Annotated in this window: 21 protein-coding genes; 5 read left to right on the top strand and 16 right to left on the bottom strand. The window is 43.3% G+C overall.

Annotation, left to right across the window (positions count from 1 at the left end):
• Window positions 1–26 precede the first annotated feature (26 nt).
• On the top strand, window positions 27–3023 hold the full coding sequence (locus SD10_RS15325) for a DUF6531 domain-containing protein (protein WP_046574814.1): 2997 nt from the start codon (window positions 27–29) through the stop codon (window positions 3021–3023).
• On the opposite strand, the gene SD10_RS15320 is transcribed toward SD10_RS15325, so the two are convergent.
• The 8 genes from SD10_RS15320 to SD10_RS15285 all read right to left on the bottom strand — a co-directional run bounded on the left by SD10_RS15320 (window position 2917) and on the right by SD10_RS15285 (window position 11530).
• Window positions 2917–4071 (bottom strand): hypothetical protein, encoded by a 1155-nt coding sequence (locus SD10_RS15320; protein WP_046574812.1) that lies wholly within the window; start codon window positions 4069–4071, stop codon window positions 2917–2919. The genes SD10_RS15325 and SD10_RS15320 overlap by 107 nt on opposite strands.
• Window positions 4072–4077: 6 nt before the next feature.
• Entirely contained in the window at window positions 4078–4956 is an 879-nt protein-coding gene (locus SD10_RS15315) for a TssN family type VI secretion system protein (RefSeq protein WP_046574811.1), read from the bottom strand.
• Between the two features lie 37 nt (window positions 4957–4993).
• On the bottom strand, window positions 4994–5287 hold the full coding sequence (locus tag SD10_RS15310) for a PAAR domain-containing protein (RefSeq protein ID WP_046579609.1): 294 nt from the start codon (window positions 5285–5287) through the stop codon (window positions 4994–4996).
• Window positions 5288–5369: 82 nt separating this feature from the next.
• Window positions 5370–5765, bottom strand: a complete 396-nt coding sequence (locus tag SD10_RS15305; RefSeq protein ID WP_046574809.1) for a LytR/AlgR family response regulator transcription factor — start codon at window positions 5763–5765, stop codon at window positions 5370–5372.
• A gap of 468 nt (window positions 5766–6233) precedes the next feature.
• On the bottom strand, window positions 6234–6929 hold the full coding sequence (locus tag SD10_RS15300; RefSeq protein ID WP_158500571.1) for a helix-turn-helix transcriptional regulator: 696 nt from the start codon (window positions 6927–6929) through the stop codon (window positions 6234–6236).
• Window positions 6930–7648: 719 nt separating this feature from the next.
• Window positions 7649–9121: a TolC family protein gene (locus SD10_RS15295; protein WP_046574806.1), complete on the bottom strand. Its 1473-nt coding sequence runs from the start codon at window positions 9119–9121 to the stop codon at window positions 7649–7651.
• Window positions 9118–10470 (bottom strand): HlyD family secretion protein, encoded by a 1353-nt coding sequence (locus SD10_RS15290; RefSeq protein ID WP_046574804.1) that lies wholly within the window; start codon window positions 10468–10470, stop codon window positions 9118–9120. The genes SD10_RS15295 and SD10_RS15290 overlap by 4 nt, the downstream gene beginning before the upstream one ends.
• 40 nt (window positions 10471–10510) lie before the next feature.
• A complete protein-coding gene (locus tag SD10_RS15285) occupies window positions 10511–11530 on the bottom strand; it encodes an ABC transporter transmembrane domain-containing protein (RefSeq protein ID WP_046574802.1) in 1020 nt (339 codons plus the stop codon).
• 704 nt (window positions 11531–12234) lie between these two features.
• On the opposite strand from SD10_RS15285, the gene SD10_RS15280 reads away from it, so the two are divergent.
• The 4 genes from SD10_RS15280 (at window position 12235) to SD10_RS15265 (ending at window position 16318) form a co-directional block, all read left to right on the top strand.
• Complete coding sequence (locus tag SD10_RS15280) at window positions 12235–13578, top strand: GAF domain-containing sensor histidine kinase (RefSeq protein ID WP_046574801.1); 1344 nt, start codon at window positions 12235–12237, stop codon at window positions 13576–13578.
• A gap of 1167 nt (window positions 13579–14745) precedes the next feature.
• On the top strand, window positions 14746–15138 hold the full coding sequence (locus SD10_RS15275; protein ID WP_148562454.1) for a hypothetical protein: 393 nt from the start codon (window positions 14746–14748) through the stop codon (window positions 15136–15138).
• A 437-nt stretch (window positions 15139–15575) separates the two neighbouring features.
• The gene (locus SD10_RS15270) at window positions 15576–15764 is read left to right on the top strand and encodes a hypothetical protein (protein ID WP_046574798.1); all 189 of its coding nucleotides are present in this window, start codon (window positions 15576–15578) and stop codon (window positions 15762–15764) included.
• Between the two features lie 305 nt (window positions 15765–16069).
• Complete coding sequence (locus tag SD10_RS15265; RefSeq protein WP_046574797.1) at window positions 16070–16318, top strand: hypothetical protein; 249 nt, start codon at window positions 16070–16072, stop codon at window positions 16316–16318.
• Window positions 16319–16355: 37 nt separating this feature from the next.
• Here the strand turns inward: SD10_RS15265 and SD10_RS15260 are convergent, their stop codons facing one another.
• The 8 genes from SD10_RS15260 to SD10_RS15225 all read right to left on the bottom strand — a co-directional run bounded on the left by SD10_RS15260 (window position 16356) and on the right by SD10_RS15225 (window position 23846).
• Entirely contained in the window at window positions 16356–16955 is a 600-nt protein-coding gene (locus tag SD10_RS15260) for a laminin B domain-containing protein (RefSeq protein ID WP_082111608.1), read from the bottom strand.
• Between the two features lie 133 nt (window positions 16956–17088).
• The gene (locus SD10_RS15255; RefSeq protein WP_046574796.1) at window positions 17089–17586 is read right to left on the bottom strand and encodes a laminin B domain-containing protein; all 498 of its coding nucleotides are present in this window, start codon (window positions 17584–17586) and stop codon (window positions 17089–17091) included.
• A gap of 161 nt (window positions 17587–17747) precedes the next feature.
• Window positions 17748–18872: a DUF1972 domain-containing protein gene (locus SD10_RS15250; RefSeq protein ID WP_046574793.1), complete on the bottom strand. Its 1125-nt coding sequence runs from the start codon at window positions 18870–18872 to the stop codon at window positions 17748–17750.
• 12 nt (window positions 18873–18884) lie between these two features.
• The gene (locus SD10_RS15245; RefSeq protein ID WP_052731198.1) at window positions 18885–19985 is read right to left on the bottom strand and encodes a glycosyltransferase family 4 protein; all 1101 of its coding nucleotides are present in this window, start codon (window positions 19983–19985) and stop codon (window positions 18885–18887) included.
• A gap of 2 nt (window positions 19986–19987) precedes the next feature.
• Entirely contained in the window at window positions 19988–20677 is a 690-nt protein-coding gene (locus tag SD10_RS15240; RefSeq protein WP_046574791.1) for an acyltransferase, read from the bottom strand.
• Window positions 20678–20719: 42 nt separating this feature from the next.
• Window positions 20720–21556, bottom strand: a complete 837-nt coding sequence (locus tag SD10_RS15235; protein ID WP_046574790.1) for a glycosyltransferase — start codon at window positions 21554–21556, stop codon at window positions 20720–20722.
• A complete protein-coding gene (locus SD10_RS15230) occupies window positions 21556–22854 on the bottom strand; it encodes a glycosyltransferase (RefSeq protein WP_046574787.1) in 1299 nt (432 codons plus the stop codon). Before SD10_RS15230 ends, SD10_RS15235 begins: the two co-directional genes overlap by 1 nt.
• A gap of 20 nt (window positions 22855–22874) precedes the next feature.
• The gene (locus tag SD10_RS15225; protein WP_052731197.1) at window positions 22875–23846 is read right to left on the bottom strand and encodes a glycosyltransferase; all 972 of its coding nucleotides are present in this window, start codon (window positions 23844–23846) and stop codon (window positions 22875–22877) included.
• Between the last annotated feature and the right edge of the window lie 7 nt (window positions 23847–23853).

The raw sequence follows: 23853 nt of genomic DNA, 5'->3' as shown, positions 1-23853 counted from the left end.
GGCGACACTACTGCAGACCAGTCAAAATGCCAGAATCACCTTTATTTCGGTCAGGATTACGTCGATTGCTTTACCCGGCTATTGTTCACAGCTTAATCCGGGACGAGGAAAGCAATGGGCAACTGGACGAAAGCAGACAACGGCTGTCGCTTCGGCCAGAAGATTGCCAGGCGCTGCCAACCGCGCAACGGACGCTGGCCGGACGATTTGTGGATGTCGCATCCGGCGAAGTCCTGGTTGAACAGGTTGACGTCGAAATTCCGGGTGTGGTACCGTTTCGGTGGGCTCGTTTCTGGCGTTCCAATCAGGTAATGGCCGGATCGGTAGGGAATGGCTGGCGTCATTCGTATGACTTTGTGTTGCTGGAAGACCGACCCAGTCGTGAGGTAATTATCCGCCTGCCCGACAACCGGGGCGTCCAATTTCCGGCTCTGGCAGAGGGCGAAACCTTTCTGAACCGATCCGAAAAACTGCGGCTCAATCGTGATCAATATGGGTACCAGCTACAGGGAACGGACGGTCTGCTGTATCGTTTTGCTCTGAATCCGGGCGGTAGCCTTTGTCGGTTAGCGTCGGTCGGAACCGTCGGTACCGATTATCAACTTCGATTCAGTTATACCAACACGGGCCAACTTCGGCGGATAACGGATGATTTTCAGCGCGTTGTTAATGTCGTGACGAATGCCCAGCAGCACATTAGCCGGCTGGAGATTGTCCAGCCCAACCAACCTCAAAAGCGGTTAACGCTGGTAGATTACCAGTATGATGAGCTTCACGATCTGAAAGACGTAATGGGCGGGGGCCAGCCGACGGCCCAGTATCATTATCGTCAGCATCGACTGATTCGGTTGACGGATTCTTTTCGTCAGAGTGTGTATTTCTCCTACGAAAAACTGGGAAATCAGCACCTGTGCAGCGAACTGACGATTGAAAAAGAACAACCTTCGCTGCAGTTTCGGTACCTGTTTGCTGAAGGGCGTACACAGGTCATCGATGGGGCGGGCGGGGTCAGGCAGTACGTACACGAAGGCGGTATCGTTCAGCGCGTCATCAGCGCGGGTGGTCGGCAACGGGTCTGGTTTTTTAGTGAGTATGGGGAACTGCTCAGCGAGCAGGATGCGCTGGGAAACACCTCGTTCTTTACTTATGACGAGGGGGGAAATATGACCGAGGCTGCCTGGCCCGATGGAGGAACCATGCAAATGCAGTATACCGATAACGGGCAATTAATAAGCCTGACCGATCGCGCGGATGGCGTCTGGCAATGGTCCTACGATGAGGCAGGCCGACTCCTTTCCTGTATCAATCCCGTTGGCGCCGAGACCCATTTCACCTATGCCGAAGACGGTCTGTTGACGGAAAGCACAACGGCAAATGGACAACGGAGCCTATGGGCGTATGATGCTTATGGAAATCGGTCGGTGCACACGGATCAAATTGGCCGGCAGACTTCCTGGGAGTACGACTTTTTAGGCCAGTTAATCCATGTGACCCAGCCAGACGGAACCAGAACGGATGTAATCAGAAAAGCGAACGAACGTTCGATAGTACCCATCAACAAAGGTGCTTTGACAATGGCGCAGGACCACCTGACATACGATGCGGACGGACTGCTCATTCGACTTCGGCGCACGAACCGCCTGAACTGGCAATTTATTCGGGATGCGGCCGGGTGTGTCCGCGAATACACCCGACCGGACGGTACGTCGACTCATTTTCACTACAATGCCGCCGGACGGCTGACGGAGGTGCTTTTCAGCGATGGGAGTTGGTATCACTACACCTACCGTCCGGACGGCTGGCTTGTGGAGGCCACCACACCAACCACGGTCATTCAGTTTGAGCGCGACCCTCTGGGCCGGATCGTCGCCGAAACGGCTGGGCCTGTGCGGGTGGAAACAGTATTCGACAACGCTGGTCGGCCAATGAGTTGGCAGTCATTAAATCAGACTGTCGTGCACAATACCTATGATGACCGGGGCTACTTGAGCCACCAGGAGCATGCAGACTGGCAAATCCAGTTTGCCTATGATCGGCTTGGACGCCTGGTCGAGTGCCAGTTGCCCGGAGGCCTGCAGAGCCGCTGGCAGTATGATGTCGGTTCGTTGCCGGTTAATCACAAACTTTTTTGGGGCAGCGGTTTGCAGGCTTCCCGTTCGCAGACCTATAGCTGGGAGCAGCAGCGGCTTGTGCGGGTAGAAGACAATCGTTATGGAACGGCTACCATACGCTATGATGACTTTAATGATCCAACGGAAGTAGTCTGTTCGGCTGGCTGGACCGATCGATGGGTAGCCGAACGGTCGCATTATCAACAACGTCTCCTAAAGCCAGCCCCTGAAACGGCTGAGCTGGGCTGGCAGGTGCTGACGGTTGGTACGGCTCGTTTTTATTACGATGCGGACGGATACCTGCGGGAGAAACGGGTATCTGGTCAGGTCTGGACGTTTCAATGGCATGAGTCCGGTGTTTTGCAGCAGGTTGTCCGACCCGATAACCGGGTTATCGCGTTCACATACGACGCCCTCGGTCGACGCCTAGAGAAAAAGGTGGACGACCATTCTGTACGCTGGGCGTGGAACGGCCGTCGACTCCTCCACGAATGGCACCATCTGCCGGGGAGCGAGCCCGTTCAGTTGACCTGGCATACGGCGGTTGGTGATGAGCCAACGATGCTTCAGGTTGGTACTCAGTGGTATAGTGTTGTTTGTACGGCCGCTGGTCAGCCTCTGTCGTTTCATAATCTGCAGGGTGAACCAGTTTGGGAGTGGCGCTGGTGCCTGTTTGGTAAAAAACACAACCTGACCGGCCCATCCCACTGGCATACCTACCTGGGCGGTGGGCAGTTCGAAGACCAGGAAACCGGTCTGATTTATGCCAATTTCAGGTACTTTGATGCCGGAACCGGCCTGCCCATTAGTCCAGAATATTCCAGCCCCGCCGGGTGGGCGCGAGCTGAACGGGAGCTTCCTCTCGCACCAGAATCGTATCTTTCCGCTGCCCGATATATTCGAGCGTACTAAGTTTGTTCCACAGGCGGGTAAAAACCGCCAGAAACTGTTCTACCGCCAGCATCGAATTCCCAATTTGCTGGTGGTTGTAATCATGTTCGAGCAACCGTAAAAGCAACTCTTCAAACTGACCGGGTGTTACATCGGTCCATTCGTAAAAATAATGCAGCAACTCTTCTTTCTGACGAGTTGGCAGGCAGTATAATTCCGTGTAGATGATGCTGGTCAGGTTGGCAAAATAACCGACCAGGAAGACCGGCGGATGCTGATGGTCTAGGTTGCGGTACTCAAAAAAGACAGTGCCCAGATAATCCAGAATTCGGTTGCAAAACGAATGAACCCGGCGAGCCAGATCCGACGGCTGAGACTGGTCGAGTACCTTACGGATAATTTTGAATGAACTAACCTGTATCTCATTCAATCCCCAGCCGAAATTCTTGTAATATTGAATCAGTCGGGGGTGGCTGGCAACCGACGCACAGGGTGGAATATATTGACTATCAACAATGTAATGCCCTTCGTGATACGTAGCCTTGCCAATAACCAGGTGATGGTGCCCCAGATCGTTGGCATTGATCTGCTCCGACGACACAACCATCAACTGGTAGGAATACTCCGTATACGGATGCCGCAACGGTGATTCTTCCGGATCGGGATTTCCAACGGGCACCTTCTTGAATGGATTGACAACCAGCACAATGTCATAATCCGGTCGGAGCTGGTCGTCCAGGCTCTGATTAACTTCAAACGAAGCTGTCAGTACGGTGAACTTTAGGACATCCGGATTGATGGCAATGCGACACCCGCCCTGCGTAATCGCGTTACACCGGTATAAGCGAACCTCAACATGATCACTGTTTTTTTCGAGCAGATCAAATTCATGGGCCACCGACGTGCCTTTGACTGGTGGCAACAGGCCGTAATTATAACTGGTCAGAAACAGTGATACCGAATCACGTACTAAATCCTGAACGTGATGGTCGGTTTCTACGAAATGCTGTTGCGACAGCTTCATGCCGTCGATCCAGTTGACAGGAAGGTGGCTTTTAGGAAATAACATAGGCTATTAGCTGATTTCTTCCACCCGTTTAGCAACGATCAGGTAGTTTTCACGAAGGTTATTTTGAGCGATTGTCTGCTCGAAATCAATATACGACCGTAATCGGAACAAAGAAGGCTTTAAGCTATAAAATAACCAGCCATATTCATGGGCCGTATCATCGAAGGTCTGAATGGGATCGTTTGGGAACTTGTGGTTGTAGTCGTCAACAAACTTTTGAAACCAGGTGCCAAACGTAACATCACCGGTTGTTCGCGCTTTTACTTTAATGGGAGGCTCTTTTCGGTTTGGATCTTTGTATATCTGAACTTCCAGCAGCATAAGTCGGTAATAATCCACTCCTTCCATAACGACTTCTTCGGCATGACGCGGATAGTACCATAGTTTATAAATTTCGTTCGGTACGTTCACCAGCGAATGAAAGGTATAAGCGAACAGCACCGGCAGCAAAAAAGGCAACAAACTGCTTGACGCCCATAAATCATACTGAAGCAGCCCGTATCTGAGGCTGCTTAGGTAGTTGAAAAGAGGGGTGAACAAGACCAGGCCAAGGCCAACGACACTGACCGTCATTAGTAGCACGAAGGTGGGTTTTGTCGCAAACGCAGGCCCCATGTCGATGATCATCCGACTCAGAAAGAGAATGCCGCACAATAAACTGAATACCTGTACAACGACGTAGTAGATGGGAATAAACTGCAGGCCATTCAGACCAAACAACCCGGCAATAGCCAGAATGAAGCCGCTGATCAGGATAATTAAAATCAATCGCTTGTTACTCATTAATTCGAGTTTACGATTCAGCCAGATTGTTGCGATAAATAGACCTGCCGTAATCAGGAATACGAGTATATAACTTACCAAAAAAGGGGAGATGGCATCCATAAAGAGTTAGCTTAAGTCCTGACCATTCGTCCTGCGCTTACCCGCCAATCATCACTGTCGGAAGACCCAGTACAATGGAGCCTCCATGAGCTGTCAGATCGCCCATACGAGCGGCTGGTGCTCCGCCAATCATGACGGTTGCTGAGCCTTTCACGATGGTGTCCGGCGGGCCTACACAAACAAGCGAATCGCCAACGCGGGCAGCCGGCAGGTTACCGATCATCACTGTTGGGCAACCGGGGCCAACCACTGGCCCACCCACATGCGGAATACCGGGTGGGGTTACTTGAGGACACGTGTGCATGTCCGTTAAACGGGCGGCAGGAGGCATAGCAGCAGAATAATCGAAGAATGAGTAAAGGTAGGGCATAATCAGCACGCCCTACAAACTGATCTGATTTGCAGATCAACGATTATCCCCAATAAAGGTGTTGTAGTTCCTTTTTTACCATTGACCAGCGACGCCGGGAAATTATTATTTCGGTACCGGTGGCTAAGCGTAGCATAGGCCCTCGGTGTGTCAACTGTGTTTTCTGAACAAAATTCCGGTTGATAACACAGTTCTGATGAACGCGAATGAAATCATCAATCGGCAACTGGTTTTCATAATGCTTGATGGTGTAAGCCATCATCTGTTTGCTGCCATCGTTCCAATATAACCAGCTATAGCCGCGTACGCCCTTGATCATGATTAAGTCGTGGATTGACCGGCTCTGCCAGCCAATCCGAAGGTCATTGACGCGTACGGATAAAATAATGTCTGAAACAGCTGTTCCTTCAGTAGTTGAAATAACAAAACTTTTGCTCATTGGTAATTTCAGGTATAGAGTTACAGATTAGGAGTAGTTGTGACAACGCTACTTGCTCACGTTTGGATGTAACTAGAGGATCGAATTAGTGATACGGACTATACGATTACCTATTTTATATAAAAAAAAGAAAGATTGGTATTATACTTACTTGTTTCTTTTTTTTAATGGATAGCTAATCATTAACTGTTTGATAGAATAGCCTTTTTTAAGTCGACAAACCAATGCAATAGGTACTTTAAAAAGTTTAAGTTAGCATGTCGAGTAAACGAATCAACCCATAACAGATACGGTTTTCATTTTTATTAAGGTGGTTCTATTATTCATTTTATTACTTGAAAAAAAAAGTTACATAAACTAATCGTCATCCAAAACTAGAGGATTACTAGGCCAAAGAGTTATCAAATATGTTACAGAGGCCTATCAAATATGTTACATACGCTTAAGAACGGCTTAAAGTAGTAACCTTTATGGGCTTGTGTGACTACTTTTCTCCTGTGTCTGAAAGTCACTGGGCGTTACTTTGTACATGTCCCGAAAGCATTTGGCAAAATAGGCTGGACTATCAAAGCCTACTGCAAAGGCGGTTTCGGTTATTGTGTGATTTAGCCTGAGTAAGTCTTTAGCTTTGGTCAGCCGGTAGTTGCGTAATAATTCACTGGCCGTCAGACCGCTGGAGGCCTTTATTTTTCGATATAAATGCACTCGGCTCAGCCCCATAGCCTGAGCCATCTCTTCCACGCCGAATTGAGGATTACTGAAGTTAACACGTAGTAGCGTCTGTAAGTCCTCCAGAAAAGGGCTGGTAGGTGCGGGGGCCTCGGGTTGCTGGCTAGTCTCAGGCAACCGCAGATTGACTTGCCTTGCGGCATCAATTGGTCCAGTGGTAGCTGCATGAATGAACGGAGTATGTGGTAAGGCTTGATGATTAGGTTGATGATCGAATCGGTTCCGTTGTTGTTCCGCATGCCGCTGTTGGGCGACACGTTCCTGCTGTGCCAATGCCTGTTGAACACGCAATCTGACATAGAAGCGTAGAAGCAGGATGGCCAGCAATGCATACAATACATAAGCCCACCAGTTATGCCACCAGTTAGGAACTACGATGCTTACCACCGTTCCTGCCCAGACAAACTGGATGGTAAAAAGGAAAAGACTGATCAAAACGAACCTTCCCCGACACCACATAGTCATTATAGTCCCCAAAGGCTGTTAAGCAATTATCACTTTACGTGTTATCTGCGCGAGAGACGAGTAAATAAGCCTGTTACTAAAGAGAACAAAACCCATCAAAGCAATGATATTTGTTTATTGACTCGTTGAACGCAGGATATTTTGGTGGCCACTCAGCTCTTTTTAGAGAGCCGAAGTTAACGGAAGATCCGCCTGTGAATGTTCCTATGTATACCAATGACAACAAACAGGGTGTGAACGACAACTTGTAGTATGTGAGTGGCGCTTTTTTACGGGTTAACTGTCCGTGCCCAACAGCAAAGGGCATTTATAGCCAATTCAATAGCTATTGGGCCGATCTAATTCCCTGTCAAAAAACAAAGCAATAGGTCCTGTAAGGCCTGAAATGGACTGTAGATAACGTGTAGACTGCTCAGGAAAAGCGGTCGGTATGAACACTATAAAGTTAAAATATTCCCTTCTGTGACTAATTAGTAGTATTGAACTAGGATGTGTTTTTTTGCTAAGTATTGTTCTGTCAAGCGCGCCGTACCAACGCCACGCTTTATTCTCACTCTTGATGTTTTAATACGTCGACGTGTCTTATACGACTAACTAAAGTAATTAATGGACTGATTCAGGCGCGTAGCCATTGAATGTTTGCCGAAAACGGGAAGGTGAGCCTATGGCACTTAGGCAGAAGAAAGCCGTTAATTAGTGACGTCGATGGTGCTTCCCGCTACATAATAAAGTCTAGCAATCGTTTTTTGATAGGTTGCTTTCAGGGACTCGCCCTTTAATCGCAGGTCGATTAACTTGGTTTCCCGGGAGTTGACCAAAAAGAGGGAGCTTTCTCCCAAAAGAAATTTATCTGTTTCTCCCTTGACCAGAATCTGCTGGTTCTCGATCGTCCGCTGTTGAGTGGTTATCTGGTTGATCAACGCCTGAAGTTGATTATAGGCTACCTGAACGCCGTTTACGATAGCCCGTCCCTGATGCTGGCGATCCAAGAGGGTTTGCTGATGTTTGATCTGAATCTCCCGAAGCTTGCCCCGTTCTTTACGCAGAAACAAGGGAAACACAAGATCAAGCCCAATTTTATAGTTCTGAGGGCGAAATGAATAATAGCTACTCCAGTCATAGCCGACATCAAGAATAGGTGTCTGGCTGAGTAAGCTGGCACTCAAAGCGATTTGCGGCTGAATCATGGCTTGCCGAAAACGCTCCTCCAGTGTTAACTGCTGCAATTTGTTGTCAAGTTTGAGCAGATCAGGGTGGCGCTGTGAGGCCTGATCCACCAACGACCGCTGAATAATATCGACCGGAAGAGTTGGTGGTGGCATTTGCGGAACCGAATAAGGCGGCAGATCGACGGGTTGCCCGTCGGGAGTCCATAAGAAAACATTAACCCGTAGTCGGGCATTCTGCTCATCGGCTACGGCTTGTTGCCGCTGAACCAGCCGGTCCTGTACCGTAATCAATGCTTCGGTTGTGTCGATATAGGCCACATCGCCCAGTTGGGCCTGCTGGCGCAAGGCCATAAATCGGCGTTCGGCCAGCACATAGCCTTCCGTCAGCAACTGTCGCTGCTGATAAGCCAGAAACCAGTCCCAGTAGGCATTGGCTGCTTCGTACAGCGTTTTGTTGATCAAGCTGATTCGATCGGCTTCCGCCAGGTTTTGGGCCACCTGAGCCTGTCGCACGGCGTTGCGCCTGGCATCAACGAACAGGGTTCGCCCGATGGGCACACTCAGCCCTACACCCGCAAGACCCGTTGGCGGGGTTCGCTCTTCGGGATTAATGTACTTTCCCGCCGGGTCGTTTCGATCATACGAAATGTTGAGGTCAATGCCAGCGGGCCAAATAGGTATGGCCAGTTTGTTTTGCCAGTGATCGTAGTACAGATCGGTGCCAAACTCTTTGCGGTCATAGTGGGATACCAGCTTGGGGTCGAAGGCACCCCGGGCCTGCCGCACAATCTGCCTGGCTTCTTCGCCAAACAAGCCTGCCTGCCGGATGAGGGGGTGATGTTGCCGGACCAGCTCATAAAAGACGCGGGCCTGAAAAACAGTTGTATCCAGTCGGGCTGTATCACCCTGGCCGCGAAGCGTAAACGACAGTACGCACAGCCCGAGAACCAGCCAGCCCGTCAGAAAATTACGGAACGAAGTCAGTCGGATCATGAGGGTGTTGCTTTAGCAGGTTCCGCTTTTAAGCTGGGAGGAAACCCATTCAGTAATCGCCACAGTTCGTACCAGATCGGCACATCATCGAGCATGACCCAGCCACGCACGCCCGACCCAACCCGCAACTGAGGTGGCCAGGGCTGGTCGCCCGGCTGTTGTATCGGTTGAACCAACAGTCGGTACCGGCCGTCGGGGCTGCTGACGGCGTCGATTACTGCCACCTTACCGCCAAAGGTGCCGACCGCTACACTGGGCCAGCCCGAAAACTGAATAGCTGGCCAGCCATCGAACTGCAGTCGGACGGTTCGACCCCGCTGAATCAGGGGAACATCCATCGCCTGGACATAAAGCTCGACGGCCAGCTGGGGCTTGTCTGGCTGGAGGGTGGCAATGGGTTCACCCGCCGAGATGGTTTCCCCGATGCCTGTTTTGGCTGGCTGTACGATAAACCCATTCTGTGGTGCCCGAACAATATACATTCCCTGCCGAATCTGGACGTTGCTGATCTGGTTGCGCAGCTTAGCGACTTCACCCGCCGTTTGGGTGCGGCTCGACACGGCCGAGCTTCGGTCTGAACGGGCTTTGGCCATGTTCTCCTCAAACTGCGCCTGGATCGTAGTTAAATTAAGCTGGGCGTTAACCAGTTCCTGGCGTGTTATACTTAGCTTATTCTCCTGAGCAATCACTTTGGCATTATCTTCCTGCACGCGGAGCCGCCGGGTTTCCAGATCGGTCAGAGAAATAAGCCCGCTCTGGTACGCCTTTTCGTACCGGGCAATCCGGTCGAGTGTAATCTGGTAATTTCGTCGAATGGCCAGCAGGTCAGCCTCATCAGCCGTCAGCCGATACTGGGACTGTTTGACCCGGTTCCGGGCTGCATCCAGATTGATGCGTACGCCGGTTTCAAGGGCCAGCATTTGACCATTCAGCGCGTTGATCTTAGCCAGATAAGCCTGTTCAGAGCCGATTTTGGCCGTCAGCTGCTCATTCAGCCGCTGGATAATGGCTGGATCGAAAAACTCGTCTTTAATGTCTGAAATAACCAGGAGCGTGTCCCCCTGTCTGACATAATCACCGTCCTTGACCAACCAGCGTTCGATTCGGCCGGGTATGACGTTCTGAATGGTTTGGGGCCGATCTTTGGGCGTAAGTGCCGTTAGCGTGCCCATTCCGTCGATATTCTGACGCCAGGGCAGGAACATAACGACCAGCCCGACAAGCAAGAAAAACAACCACCACCGCCCCAACCGGCGACCGCTGTCGGGGTTGGGTAAGGTGCGTAGGGTGTTGATGGGATATCGATCAAGATCGTTGACATCGATCCGTTCGTTCGAGATATTAAGCATAGACAATAACGCAGCAGGCAGTCTTCAGGACGTTCTGCACTTAAGATAATTCAGGTTCAACGTTGGGAATGGTGAGCGGCAAATCCGTGACCGTCGCAATTTTTTCGACAGCCGTCAGCATATCAAATACCGTATCGACGCCGGACAAAAGCTTGTCCACAGCGCCGGTTATCAGCACAATCATCACTTCAGACGCAACAAACTGACCCAGCGACATTTGCCGACTCACAACCAGTGAGGTGCCCAGGATCAGCAAACCGCCAACAACAATGGCCTTGAAGGCAACACCACTATACAGGAATCGCTTAATTACCCGAAAGTGAGCCTGCCGGTTGCTGAGGTATTTGGCCACCAGTTCGTCCATCCTGGCCATAGCCTCGGTTTGGTCGATTGGTGGGCGTTCCGATGGCTGGTCAGGTAACCCACTGGCCATTTCTTCCAACCAGGCTTCAACCTTGTACTTGTACTTGGATTCGGCTAGACTGGTCTTTATCGCACTCGGGCTTAGGATGCGGATAACCAGCCCCACCGACAGGGCGACAAACAAGCTGAAGCCGATAAAAATAGGGTGGTAAGCCGAAAGAAGTAGCAACCCAAAAACGATTTGAACAACGGCCGTCGTGATATCAACCAGGAGTTTAGGCATGCCCTTTTGAATCGTCAGGACATCGAAGAATCGATTCATCAGCTCAGGCGGATAATACGCCGACAGGGCTTCAGAATCGATTCGGGGTAACCGATAGGCAAACTCAAACGCGGCTTTAGTAAACACACGCTGCTGAAGAATTTCAACCAGTGTCGTTTGCGCTACCATCAGTAGTCCAGCTACAACGATGCCTATGATGACCAGACCAATCATCACATAAACTGAACTAAAAACAATGCCACTAGAAACCAGCGTAAAAACTGCCTGAGTACCCAAGGGTAACGACAGACTTATGGCGCCTGTAATCAGGGCGTATAGGAAGATATAACCAATGTCTTTTTTTTCGGTCGTAAAGAGCCGAATCAGTCGTTGGGTCGGTGTAGGTAAAGACTCAACACTATGTTTACCTGCCATTTGGGAAGATTATAGAGACGTTTAATGAACCAGATACCGAAATTTTTTGCGCACATAGAAATTCATCACTTGTCTTTCAGGACTAACTGATTACTGTTCTACAAAAAAGTCAGTCATTATCAGCAGACAACGGGTATAAATACTTAAAGCATTTTAAGAACTTTAACATGTTCTTTAAGTAAGCTATCGTTAGGATTCTGGCGCAATTTACGCTTAAAATTAAAAAGGGATTAAATTTTTAACAAAAATTATGTTTTAAGCCCGCTACGGCCCGGTAAGGGGTTAACCCGTATGAAAATAATCCGCAGAATTAACTCTTGATATAGATCCGTCTTAGGTCACTGTTCGACTACCCCTATCTCCGTAATCTTACTCATTTGTCGAGTGGTATTTTTGGCGGCCGAATTGAGTATAGCAGGCTTCACTGATCAAATCAATGATTCCCCTGTTACAAACAGCTTCTATATATAGGCAAGCGAGTTAGTGGGGTGGTATCGACAACAACTTGACCGTTATCGGGGTTAATACGAATTAGCTTCAACGTTTTTCTGCCCTCGGGTTGGTAGGCTTGATAAGAACAGGCGCTGAAACAGTGCTCCTTTTTATTCTTATCGGGTTAAAAACCGGTGAGAAGGAAAGCCCCAAGCCTTTGTTGGCTCGTGACGGACCAGCTACTCATAAAACTCTCTTTTAGTTAGTACCCCATGCGTACTTTGCTACATCCACACGAAGAAAATAACCGGTTAGAGGCTCTAAAAAGGTATGATATACTGGATTCGATGCCCGAACAAGACTACGATGACATTGTGAAACTGGCTTCCCAGATCTGCCAGACACCTATTGCGTTAATTAGTCTTCTCGGAGAGAAACGGCAGTGGTTTAAAGCCAGCTATGGCCTTGCCATTCAGGAAACACCACGTGAGTTTGCGTTTTGTATCCACTATATCCTGGATGATCCGGCAGAAGCGCTGGTCGTGACGGATTCCCGAGAAGACGACCGCTTCGCCAATAATCCCTTTGTAACGGGTGATCCGCATGTGGTGTTTTATGCGAGTGTGCCCCTGATTGATTCCAGCGGGTTTATGCTGGGCTCCCTTTGTATTATTGACCATCGGCCCAGGCAATTGGCGCTGCCGCAACTGGACGCGTTAAAAGTCCTGGCCAAACAAGTGGTCAACCTGATGGAGCTTCGAAGTTCCAATAAAGCGCTGAGGCAGAGTGAAGAACGGTATGCCGCGCTGTCAGCAGAGCTGGAGCAGCAAGTGGCGCAGCGAACGCAGGAACTGGCAACGGCCAATGAAGCCCTGAACGATTCCATTAACCTGATTTCCCGGTCGAATGAAAACCTGCAGCAATTTGCCTACATCGCCAGCCACGACCTACAGGAGCCCCTGCGTAAAGTGCAGTCATTCGGCGATTTGCTAAAAAATCAATACGCCGACCAACTGGGTGAAGGCGTCCTTTATCTGGAGCGTATGCAGGGCGCTGCTACCCGCATGTCGACGCTGATTCGGGACTTGCTCAGCTACTCGCGGATTCACACCCGGCGCGAGAATACAGTCGAGGTGTCTCTCAACGACGTCGTGAAGGCTGTGTTGATCGATTTAGAACTGACCATTGCTAAAAACGGTGCGAATGTAGAAGCCGGTTCCTTACCAACTGTTTTGGGAGATGCATCCCAGCTTGGCCAGCTTTTTCAGAATTTGCTGACCAATGCCCTTAAGTTTCGGCGGAAAGATACCTTACCCATTATTCGGGTAACGGCCAGATGGATTTCCGCCGAGAGCCTTCCAACGGGTAAGAAGCAGCCTACGGGTGCGATTGCCTACTACTGTATCGACGTGGCGGATAACGGGATTGGCTTCGACGAAAAATACCTGGATCGTATGTTTCAGATTTTTCAGCGGTTGCATGGGCGTGGTGAGTATGCCGGTACGGGCATTGGACTGGCCGTGTGTGAAAAGGTAGTAACCAATCATGGTGGATTTATCAGCGCCAGTAGCCAGGCAGGGCAGGGGGCTACCTTCAGTGTGTATCTACCCATTTAATTCCCATTCCCACTTCCTAATTATACGATCCTGTCTACCAACAAGCTTTCGAATTAGCGGTAGAGAAACAGTTAGTACAAAGTTAAGATGGTATATACAGCCGTTGCCTTTTGGGTGGCGGCTGTGTTTGCCTAGGTCCGTTGCCTCACTCCGATAAACCTTTTCCCCCAATAAGCGTAACTACTTTCTACTGCTGTATGCAGTGAATGGTGGAATGTATTCAGCTGTCATCTTGTAGGTGGCGGCTGTTTTTTTATACAGATCGCGAATTAATCGCGTAGCGACGGGATGTTTATAGACTATGCATAAACTGGACATTTTCGTGCCGTCAGGTATGCAAGCAGGCTATGTTACATACCTGACGGCACGAAAAAACGAGATGCGCGCCCTATCGCTACAAACATTTCGTCGTTACGCGACTGAGCCTGGTAAGAACATTTGAAACTGTTTAGATTTCACCTTTAGTCTTTACCTGTGCTTGCTCGTCGGTTCATTTTACCCCTAGAACTCCCAGCCACCCCCTGAATTTTCATTAAAAAAACGCTGACCCTACTAGAGTCAGCGTTTTGGGCCTATTCCACAAAATAGATGAATCAGTAAGACTCATGGATTTTATAACACATACGCGCTGGCCGAACCAAGTGTGGCAATGCCAGCCATTAATTATTCGGACGACCTGAAGGGGAGAGGCTACTCTCCATAAAGGCAAAAACCCAGCTACTTGAGCCGGGCCTTGCGATTTATGGGATAGATGTAGGCTTAAGACCTGGACGAGGTAATAAGTAACGGACCACATCAAAAAATAAGTTTAGCGAGGGTTCCCTGTCAAAAAATAGCCTCGATCGACACAAGAAGAGAAGAAGTCGATCGGGCGCTACTCCGATGAAAATAGGCTGTAACCACCCGACAGCGGAGTAATCCGACTAATTTTCTTTATTTCTCTTGGTGTACCTATATGCTCGTACGTATCCTAAAATAGAGCATGTCGCTTCAATTGGCTCCATTTTTGCTACAAATAGCCCAAAACAAAGTCTGTAGATATAACGATTAAATTTTAAGTAAACCTTTAGTGAGCACTATTACTTATTATGAAAATAGTTAAATTTATTGATACCAAAAATGACATTTTGCTAAAAGAGGGGTCTAAACAGTAAATAAACGGATTACATGGAAGGGAATACCCACCGAAGCAATAAACAGTCAATAGATCGATCGATGTACACCGTGGTGTTAACAAAATGGTTGGAGGCCGCATCTACTTTTTATAATCACTACAATCAATTACGGCCTTATGCCACACTGGTAAGTTCAGGACAGGACTTGAGCGCGGCCAAGTTTGTTAATCAGAGTCAATGTCCGGCTGGCCAGTTAAGAAGACTGCTGGGGCGAATGCATCAGGAATTGGAAATGCTCGTGCAGGATATGGACCAGGCCGAAACGCCCGATTCAGGCTGTACGCAGCAACAATGCCGCAAACTGACAACTCATACCCGTATCCTTACGCAGTTAAATCAACGGGCGCAGACCATGAGCCTGCTCATTACTCTACCCGCCAGTTAAGACAAATCGCTATTGTGTGTGGCCGTTTACTCCTTCCTGTGCACCAACTTGAAGCCAGCGCTACTATCGGCCACTGCAGAATCCTTACCTGATCGAATCGCATCACCGGTTGGGGCAAGAAATCAGCGTTGGCGGCTCCATCCTCCTAATTTTGGCTGTTTCTTCGGCGCTAAGCCGGCGCACTAATTGTACTGCTGTGAGGGAGGCTGTGAAAGACTACCCGTAAGTCAATCCGATTCATCGCCCGACGCCAGGATCTGGTAATTATACTCAGATTAAAATATATGTAAAAATTAGTCATCAAGCATCCATTGTATCTATTTGCCCTCTATATTAGCTTAATCGGATCGTACGATTCGCGAACTAAGTGAGTAAATCTCCTGTATAGTTGTTTTGTAATCAAATTAATAGGTATTTATAGAGACAAGCGCTACTGTATGAATGTTGCCCTGGCTATGATCGCATCTGTGCTCCTGCAAGCCGTGATGACGGTTACCTTCTTCCACGAAGCCCTGACGACCAAACAGGGAAATTACTGCCAAATCAAATGCACTGCCGCTGGCCTTCTGTATTTAGGTTTTGCCAGCTTACTCGTCTGGCTGCTTTTCACCCGCCAAATTCCGTAGTTGAAGGTGAACCAACCTTCCTGTAAACAGTATAGAAATCTGGCAACGGCGGGTTCATTGCCTTATCGTAAATGAAATATGGTTTTTTTATTCTCGCTGGGTTTTAATCTGGCGAGAATAAAAATATGCCGGTCCTTGTTTACCTCAAATTAATAAACTTGGCATTGCCAATACCGACGTCTTATAGCCTTCCTGAATGGGAAAGTAAGCGCATCGTTCACGTCAGAGGAGGCTGAAAACGTGGCCAAATAGAAAACCAGAACCTGCTTTTACGCGTATGTTGACCGAGCAATACATAAGAATGCATGAATTATGTTCTTTTTTATGGTTGGCAGGTGGGCTACCGTAAGTTTACGTCAGTCCAGCTTTTTCAGGACTTTTTTCAACTATCAATGGGGGATGCGTATGACCGGACACATTCACTTTTGAGCGGAGAAACGTTTTCACTTCCTCTCGATGATACCTACAGTGTAGACGAAGTGATTAGCCAGTTCAGGGCGATTGGGGCTTTGTGCCGCCCCATAAACAGTCCACATGGCACAGCGTGGGAGTAGAAGTGATTGGTAGCTGGCAAACAGCAGAAACACCCCTCTAAAAGATACCTACATTATCGAGGCCGCCATGATCTGGCCCGGATCTATACTCACCCCGGATTCGTAACTCCGTTAAATTCGCTAACACCGCCTGTATATCGGCTTTCGTTGCCCGCTCATATCCTTTTTTCCACCCGCTCAGTTCATCCAGCTTGATAGCGTAGCTGGTCCAGGTTGTGTTGGGATTATAGGCGGTATCAAAGGTGAGGGTGATCATCCCATTCGTTAAGATCACATCAGCTGTATTCCCCTGCGCGTCAGTGGCCGATTGAAATTGATCGAAACGGAGGGTTTTACCATAACCTTTTCTAACCTCATTTGTAAACGGAGTAGGCGCAATGAAGTACCAGACGCCATCTGTGTTATCTACCCCAACGACATAGCCACCGGGGTTACCACCCGTAGCACTAAAACTGCCAACGCCCCCAGCACTAACCCGCCAACCTTGGTCACCATCATCGAATGAGTTGAAATCTGGTGGGTCTAAAGGAGTAAGCGTAAACCGATAACACCCAATGACCAGCGCTAAAAGCAACCCACCGACAACCGCAAATTTATAAAAGACAACTTTTTCTGGGTTAGAGCCTAGTAACTTCATAAGTTGTTGATTTTTGGTTATTATCAACTTGAAGATACTTTTATTTGCAATAGAGTAATAAAAAAATGAGCTTGTGCGACCTAGTCACAGGGACAATCACCGATTGTTTAAACGGACGTAAATGGCATAAAGCTTAATAAATAGCAACGTTATCCAGACCGCCGCGATCGGGCCCGGCTCTGAACTCGCCCCGAATTCTCAACTCGGTCAGATTTTGCAATACCGTCTGCATATCTGCTTTTGTTGCCTTAACCTTCCCTTTTTTCCACCCACTGAATTCATCCAGCTTGATCGAATAGTGGGTCCAGGTCGTCTTTGGGTTGTAGGCCGTATCAAACGTGAGAATAGTTGAGCCATCCGTTAAAATGACATCATCGGCATTAGCTTGCGAATCAGTTGCGGATTGCTCAAGATCAAAGCCGAGGTTTCGCTCATAACTTTTTCGAGTTTCACTGACAAACTCTTTTGACGCGATAAAATACCAGAACCCAAGCGCGTTATCAGTTCCAATAATATAACCACCAGGATTGCCACCCGTAGCGCTGTAGCTGCTAATAGCACCGCTACTTATTTGCCATCCTTGATTATCATTATCAAACGCAATATAAGCTGGAGACGATAGAGTAGTCAAAGTTAATTCTGAACAACCGCTACTAAGAGTGCAAAATGAAATAAAAAGATACGTAAGGTTAGTTGGAAATGGTATGCAATTTAAGATTGGCCTACTTAAGTATGCAGTCAAAGATGAGAGAATATCATAAAAGGCTATCATATCATATCTAAAAAATGCTTTTATTCTGTAATAGCTAAGCTAAGTGTTTCAACCTTTTTAGAATGTACATCAAGAAACAATTCTTCATATTGGCTTGTAATTAAAGGCCAATGATATATCGTTGCAATTTTTTTGCAGTTTTTATTTACAAAAGACATATTATCTTGCTTCTTGTAGCTATTTAAAACAAGTGTAACATCTAAAGAATTCTCAAAATAATACGCGTCATCACCTAGAATTGATTTATTAAATATGTTATTATAAGCACAAATTAAAGCGCTAGATCCCATTGCTTCTAAAAGTGATGGATTTGTACCACCAACGCGGTGCCCATGAAAATACAAATTAGAATGATACCGAAGATTATTGAGTTTATCTAAATCATAGATACCACCCAAAAACATGATATTACGAAAATGCCTATATTTATCAACCAAGTACTTTCCATATCTAGTATTATGATTGCCTATAACTAGAAAAGGTCGTGTCACATTTGCTTCAGAGACACCCTTTAGAATTTCATCAATACTATTATCAGATTGTAGGCGAGCAATCAACATATTATATTGATATGGTTCTAAATGAAATTCATTAAGATAACTAATCTCTGGATTCTCAAAGACGTATGAACCATAAGGAATATAGGTGGATGGCTTCTCATATAATCCTTTAAGATGTTTTTGAATGCCAATAGAATCAGCAACTAAATAATCACTTGTTTGTACCGCCCACTTTTCAGCATGCTTCAAAAAGCGTTGAATTAATGGAGGGTATTTACTACGCATCCATTCTACACCATCCATGTTTGTAACAATAATAGATTTAGATGGTAACAACCAGCCCCAAACTGAATTCGTTGTATAACCTAATTGTAAAATTAGATCAAAATTACGTGAACGAGCATCAATGATACAGTTAAAGTCATAAATAAACTGTCCGGCTAAACCCATAAAGTTTCCTGGATCATAGCAGTGGATGATAGAAACACCCTTATATTCATGACTTTGATGGGGGTGATCATGCGAGTTATAAACGGAAACTGTATGTTCATCCTTAACAAGCTGAACTGCTAAATATTCAGCAAATTGCTCGAACCCACCATAATAGTTAGGAATGCCCCGTGTACCAATAATACCAATATACATAATAAAGGTGAATTAATTTATAGTAAATACTTTATCTAAACTTTCATGCATTTTAGCAACAGAGAATTTTTCAGTGAAAATATCATAGGCATTAAATCCATGAATTTTTAACAATTCTCTATCATTATAATATTGCCTTACATAAGAAACAAACTCAGTAACATTCCCGGGTGTAAATAAGAAACCACTAATATTGTGAGATATTATTTCAGTTAAGCCCCCATGGTTCGAAGCAATTACGGCTTTTTTTAAACTCATTCCTTCGATTGCAATACGACCAAAAGGTTCTGGTTTTAATGAAGGAATAATGATGACATCAGCCCAATCGAATTCTAAATATGTATCTACCATAAAAGGTATAAATGTCACTTTGTCTTGTAAATTTAATTTAGTTACTTTTTCCTTTAATTCATCAAGAATATATTCATTACCTTTAAAAGGGCTTCCAATAATTTTTAGGACCACATTTTCATTTTGATTGAGTTTTGATAATGCATCAAGAGCGAAGTCTTGACCTTTCCAGTTATTAATCCTGCCAATTAGTAATAAATTTAAAGAATGATGATCATTAATTATTTTATCATTTAAAACTTTATTAAAGCCTTCAAAAGCATTATGAATTACATGTGTATTGTCAAATAACGCAAACGCATTTTTAGTTGATAATGAGTTAAAAATAATTTCTGCATTTGAAAATTTACAGAGATAAGACAATATATTACTTATATAAAAATTTGGTATTTCTCGTATATGTATAATTTTTTTACCATGTAAAAAAGGTGATAGCAAATAAAAGTCTAGAATGACAGAAGTGTTGACATAAATAATATCAAATTTAGAAAAAAAAGTCAATTTCTTTCTAAGAAGAAAAAGAGGAGAGAATACTTTGGTAAATTGAAACTTTTTTAATTGCGATTTACTTATTACAGTTAACTTGATAATTTTAACACTGACTCCAATTTTCAATAGCTCATTAATTAATAGCCCTTGACATGGAACTACTACACAAATCTCTGAAAATTTATTTGTTAACTTTAAGTATTTAATTACTTGAAGAAAACTACGGTCAGAACCATACAGCTCGGCACTTTGATGGATACAGATAATTCGCATGTTTATGTCCTTATTTTAATTATTTTAGCAGGTACACCAGCAACTACTGCATTATCTGGTATACTTTTAGTAACAACTGCCCCTGCAGCTATAACACAATTATTTCCAACATATACACCAGCCAAAATAGTGACTTTTGCTCCAATCCAACAATTTTGACCAATTACAATTTTAGATCTAGTAGTGCCTTGATCTTTTATTAATAAATTAATGTTACTATAATTATGATTTTCGGGATGACAACTAAAGTATTGTCCAATAATGCAATTGTCGTGGATTTCGAGCCCTCCAGATCCTCCCAAACTTGAGAATTGTCCAATGCCAACGTTATTACCAATAGTAATGTGTTCTCCAATATTATTAAAAGAGGTTGAGATAATAATTTGGCTATATGAACCAATACCAGAAGAACGCCCTATAATAATCTTTCCTTTACCTAAGCCACTTAAATATACGCCCGTACCTATTGTACTCCAACTACCTAATTGTATATTCTGACTATTAAAAAAACTGACATTTCTTCCAATGAAAACAATTTTAGGTTTTTTGAAATGTAATATATAATACAAGAATCCTCTTAAAAAATCTAAAGAATACTTAAATAGTAAATTAATAAACGTTACACTATTTACATTTTCATCAAAAATAAACGAAGGATTTTTTTTGTTAACAATATATTGAATTAATTTCATAATAAAATACAAATTTTATATAAAAGATAAAGTCGATATACCTTAAAATATTAAAAACCTAATATCTTTATATTTTAAAGCAAGTTTAAATGCAACATAAATCGAATATAATGATGACAAAATACGTGCTAATGGCCTATTTTCGAATATAATTGGCCATGAGCTACGAAGTTGTTTAAACCTATTTAGCATAATCTCAACTGGTGGGTTAGACCATAAAACAGTATTATGTTGGAAGTTTGTTGAGAAAACATATAAATATCTATTGTTTTGTGCAAATTTTAACATAAACGATGAATCAATTCCATAAAAACTTAGTCGTTCATCAAAGTAATGATTATTTACTATAAAATAATCTTTTTTGATTAACATACCACTAGTAATGCATAATACATTTTTTGATTTTATAACACCAATTTTTTCAGTAGCCCAATGTTTACCTTTAAAATTCATTAAAGTGCCGGGACTAACAATTTTATTGCGATTTTTTATTATTGGGAGGAACAAATTTATATTTGGGAATAAATTCACAATGTTTGAAAGAGTATCAAAATAGTTCTTGGGAAACAAGCTATCTTGATCAAGCAAAAGAATGAAATTAAAATTATAATCTTTTATAATACTATTATAAACAATAGATAATTTTTCATTCTTAGCTTTAAAAATATACGAGAAGTTAATATTGTTTTGAACCATTATATCCATATCATCATCTGACAATGGTGTAGGGCTATTATCCCAAATTATTACTTTTAAAGAAAAAAAACCTTTTGTTAATTCTTGGCGTAAAATTGATGTAATCGTTTCCGAATCTTTAATAGTATTCTTAAACAATACTATTAATACCAAGAGATCAATTTTATTATCTTGATTTTTCATTATTTTAAATGTAGAAAATTTTGGTCACTATACATACTAATCCTTTTTTGTATTAATACATCAAAATTGTATTTATTTCTTAAAGTATTTTTGGAGTTGTTGATTAATTCCATTCCTAAAGAAGGATTTAAAATAATATCAGCTATATGACTACAAAATTCTGATGGGTGATCGCTAACGAGGCAATCAAAGCTATTTCTAAATTCTAAGCCTTCTAGACCTATAGTTGTAGAAACGAAGGGCGCTCCAATATTTATTGCATCAATTATTTTTATCCTAACTCCACTTCCTATTCGAATTGGAATAATAAAAACAGAATTTTTTAATTGAGTTTTTATTTCATCTAAAAACCCTAAAAATTCTATATCAACATAAATCGAGGTTAATTTATAAGATGTCTGTGCACTCCATTCTCCGACAATTTTTAGCTTTAAATTTGGAAATTGAGATTTTAAGCTATTCCAACAATTTTGTAGAAACCAGTTTAACCCTTCATTGTTAGGAAAATGGTTTTCTCCACCTAAGAAAACTAAATCATTTTTAAAAATGAAATTATCAGCTTTAATTAAAGTGTCTTCAGTTTGATAAAATAAAGCTATTGGGGAATTGTATATTTTACCCTCTAAAATGTAGTTATTAATTATACGTTGATCATTCTCTGAAAGAACACACACTAATTTGTACTTATTTAGATAATTTATTTCGTATTCTTTGTTTATTTTATATATATATCTTAAAAATGGTGAGTTGAAACTAAGTAACTTGAGTTCTCTTTCTTCTCTAATAAACCGCAATTCGTGATCCACATATATGGTTTTAATATGATTTGGTATATATTTTACAAAAGATATTAACTGATGGAATTCAATCTGGACGAAATCAAAATCACTATTTTCTACTAAATTTTTGAAGTGATTTATATAATCAATTGATAGAGAATAGTATTTTGATCGAAATAGGGTTGAATTTTTAATTAATAAGCGGTCTAAATAAGTTTTGTTTTTGGGATATAAGATGATAATGCCCAATATTCTTAAGATAATTGCCTTGAAATTGTAAAGGATTGAAATGATTTTTTTTGATTTAGTTTCTTTCAGAAGATATGGTTCTATTATAACATCATTCCACTTCTCTGATAGTGTCTTTACGTGATCAATTTCCTCAATTTTATATGTAAAGATTATGGTAATATCAAAAAAAAACCTCATTCGTTCTATGAAAGTATACTGAGCAATTTTACCTCCAGAGTTTAGTGGGTAGGGGATATAAGGAACAACTATCAAAATTTTTTTTTTCATATCATTAATTTACTACAGATTCAAAACAATTGATCTAAGATTTTTTTTGTTTGTTTATGAAAGTAGTCATATACAATTTGAGTTAATATATGACAGAGTACATTTAGCCTAATTCCTTTGTAATTTAGAGATTCTAAAATGTAGTAAGCAATCTCTTTCTTTTTGGAAAATTCAATTAGTTTTGATTTTAATACTATTCGAAAAACCCATTTAAATTTTTTAATTTTAGTTGTATAGTCTTTGATAGAATTTCTTGTAAAATAGAGTTCGACCCAATTTAAATATTTAATATTTGCCGTTAACTTTCTGATAATAATATCATTATTATCCTGAAATGAAGATATATTTATTTTACTTAACCTCCATTTTACTCTAGCCCCTTCAATTGACCTTATACCGCTCACATTTGAAAGTTTTATCCAAGCAGCGTCATCAGCTGACCAGGCTAAATCGAAATAATCAAACTTACCTAATTTGATGAACACTTGCCGTCTAAATATATATTCAACAACAAAACTTTCTATTTCTCTGTTCATTCTCATTTTAAAAAAATCAGAAGTGGAAATATGACGAGGATATTTCGTGCAATTATAAATTTTTTTGCTATTTTCATCAATAATTTGAACATTAAAATGAAATAAATTATCAAAGGAAAAATCATTTTTATTTTTGTAAAACAATTCTACACAGTTTGATTCCATTATATCATCGTCAGAAAAAAACCAAATCCACGGTTCATTCTCACTCATATCTATGCATCTATTCCAATGTGCAACTAAATCGTTTAAACCAAAATTTACTTCAAATACTTTATACTTAATATCAATGATACCACTAAATTCGTTAACAATTTTATCCAAATTGTATGGACTAGCATCGTTACCAATATAAACAGTAAAAAGCTTTACTGTCTGGTTTGAAATTGAATATAATGTTTCTCTTAAAAATGATTCTTTATATGCAGGAATAATGATAGCTAATTCTTTAAGCATTGTAATT

The organism is Spirosoma radiotolerans (assembly GCF_000974425.1).
Taxonomy (GTDB): Bacteria; Bacteroidota; Bacteroidia; order Cytophagales; family Spirosomataceae; genus Spirosoma; species Spirosoma radiotolerans.
Note: the sequence above shows the minus strand (reverse complement) of the source record. Positions and strands in the feature narration are given on the sequence as shown.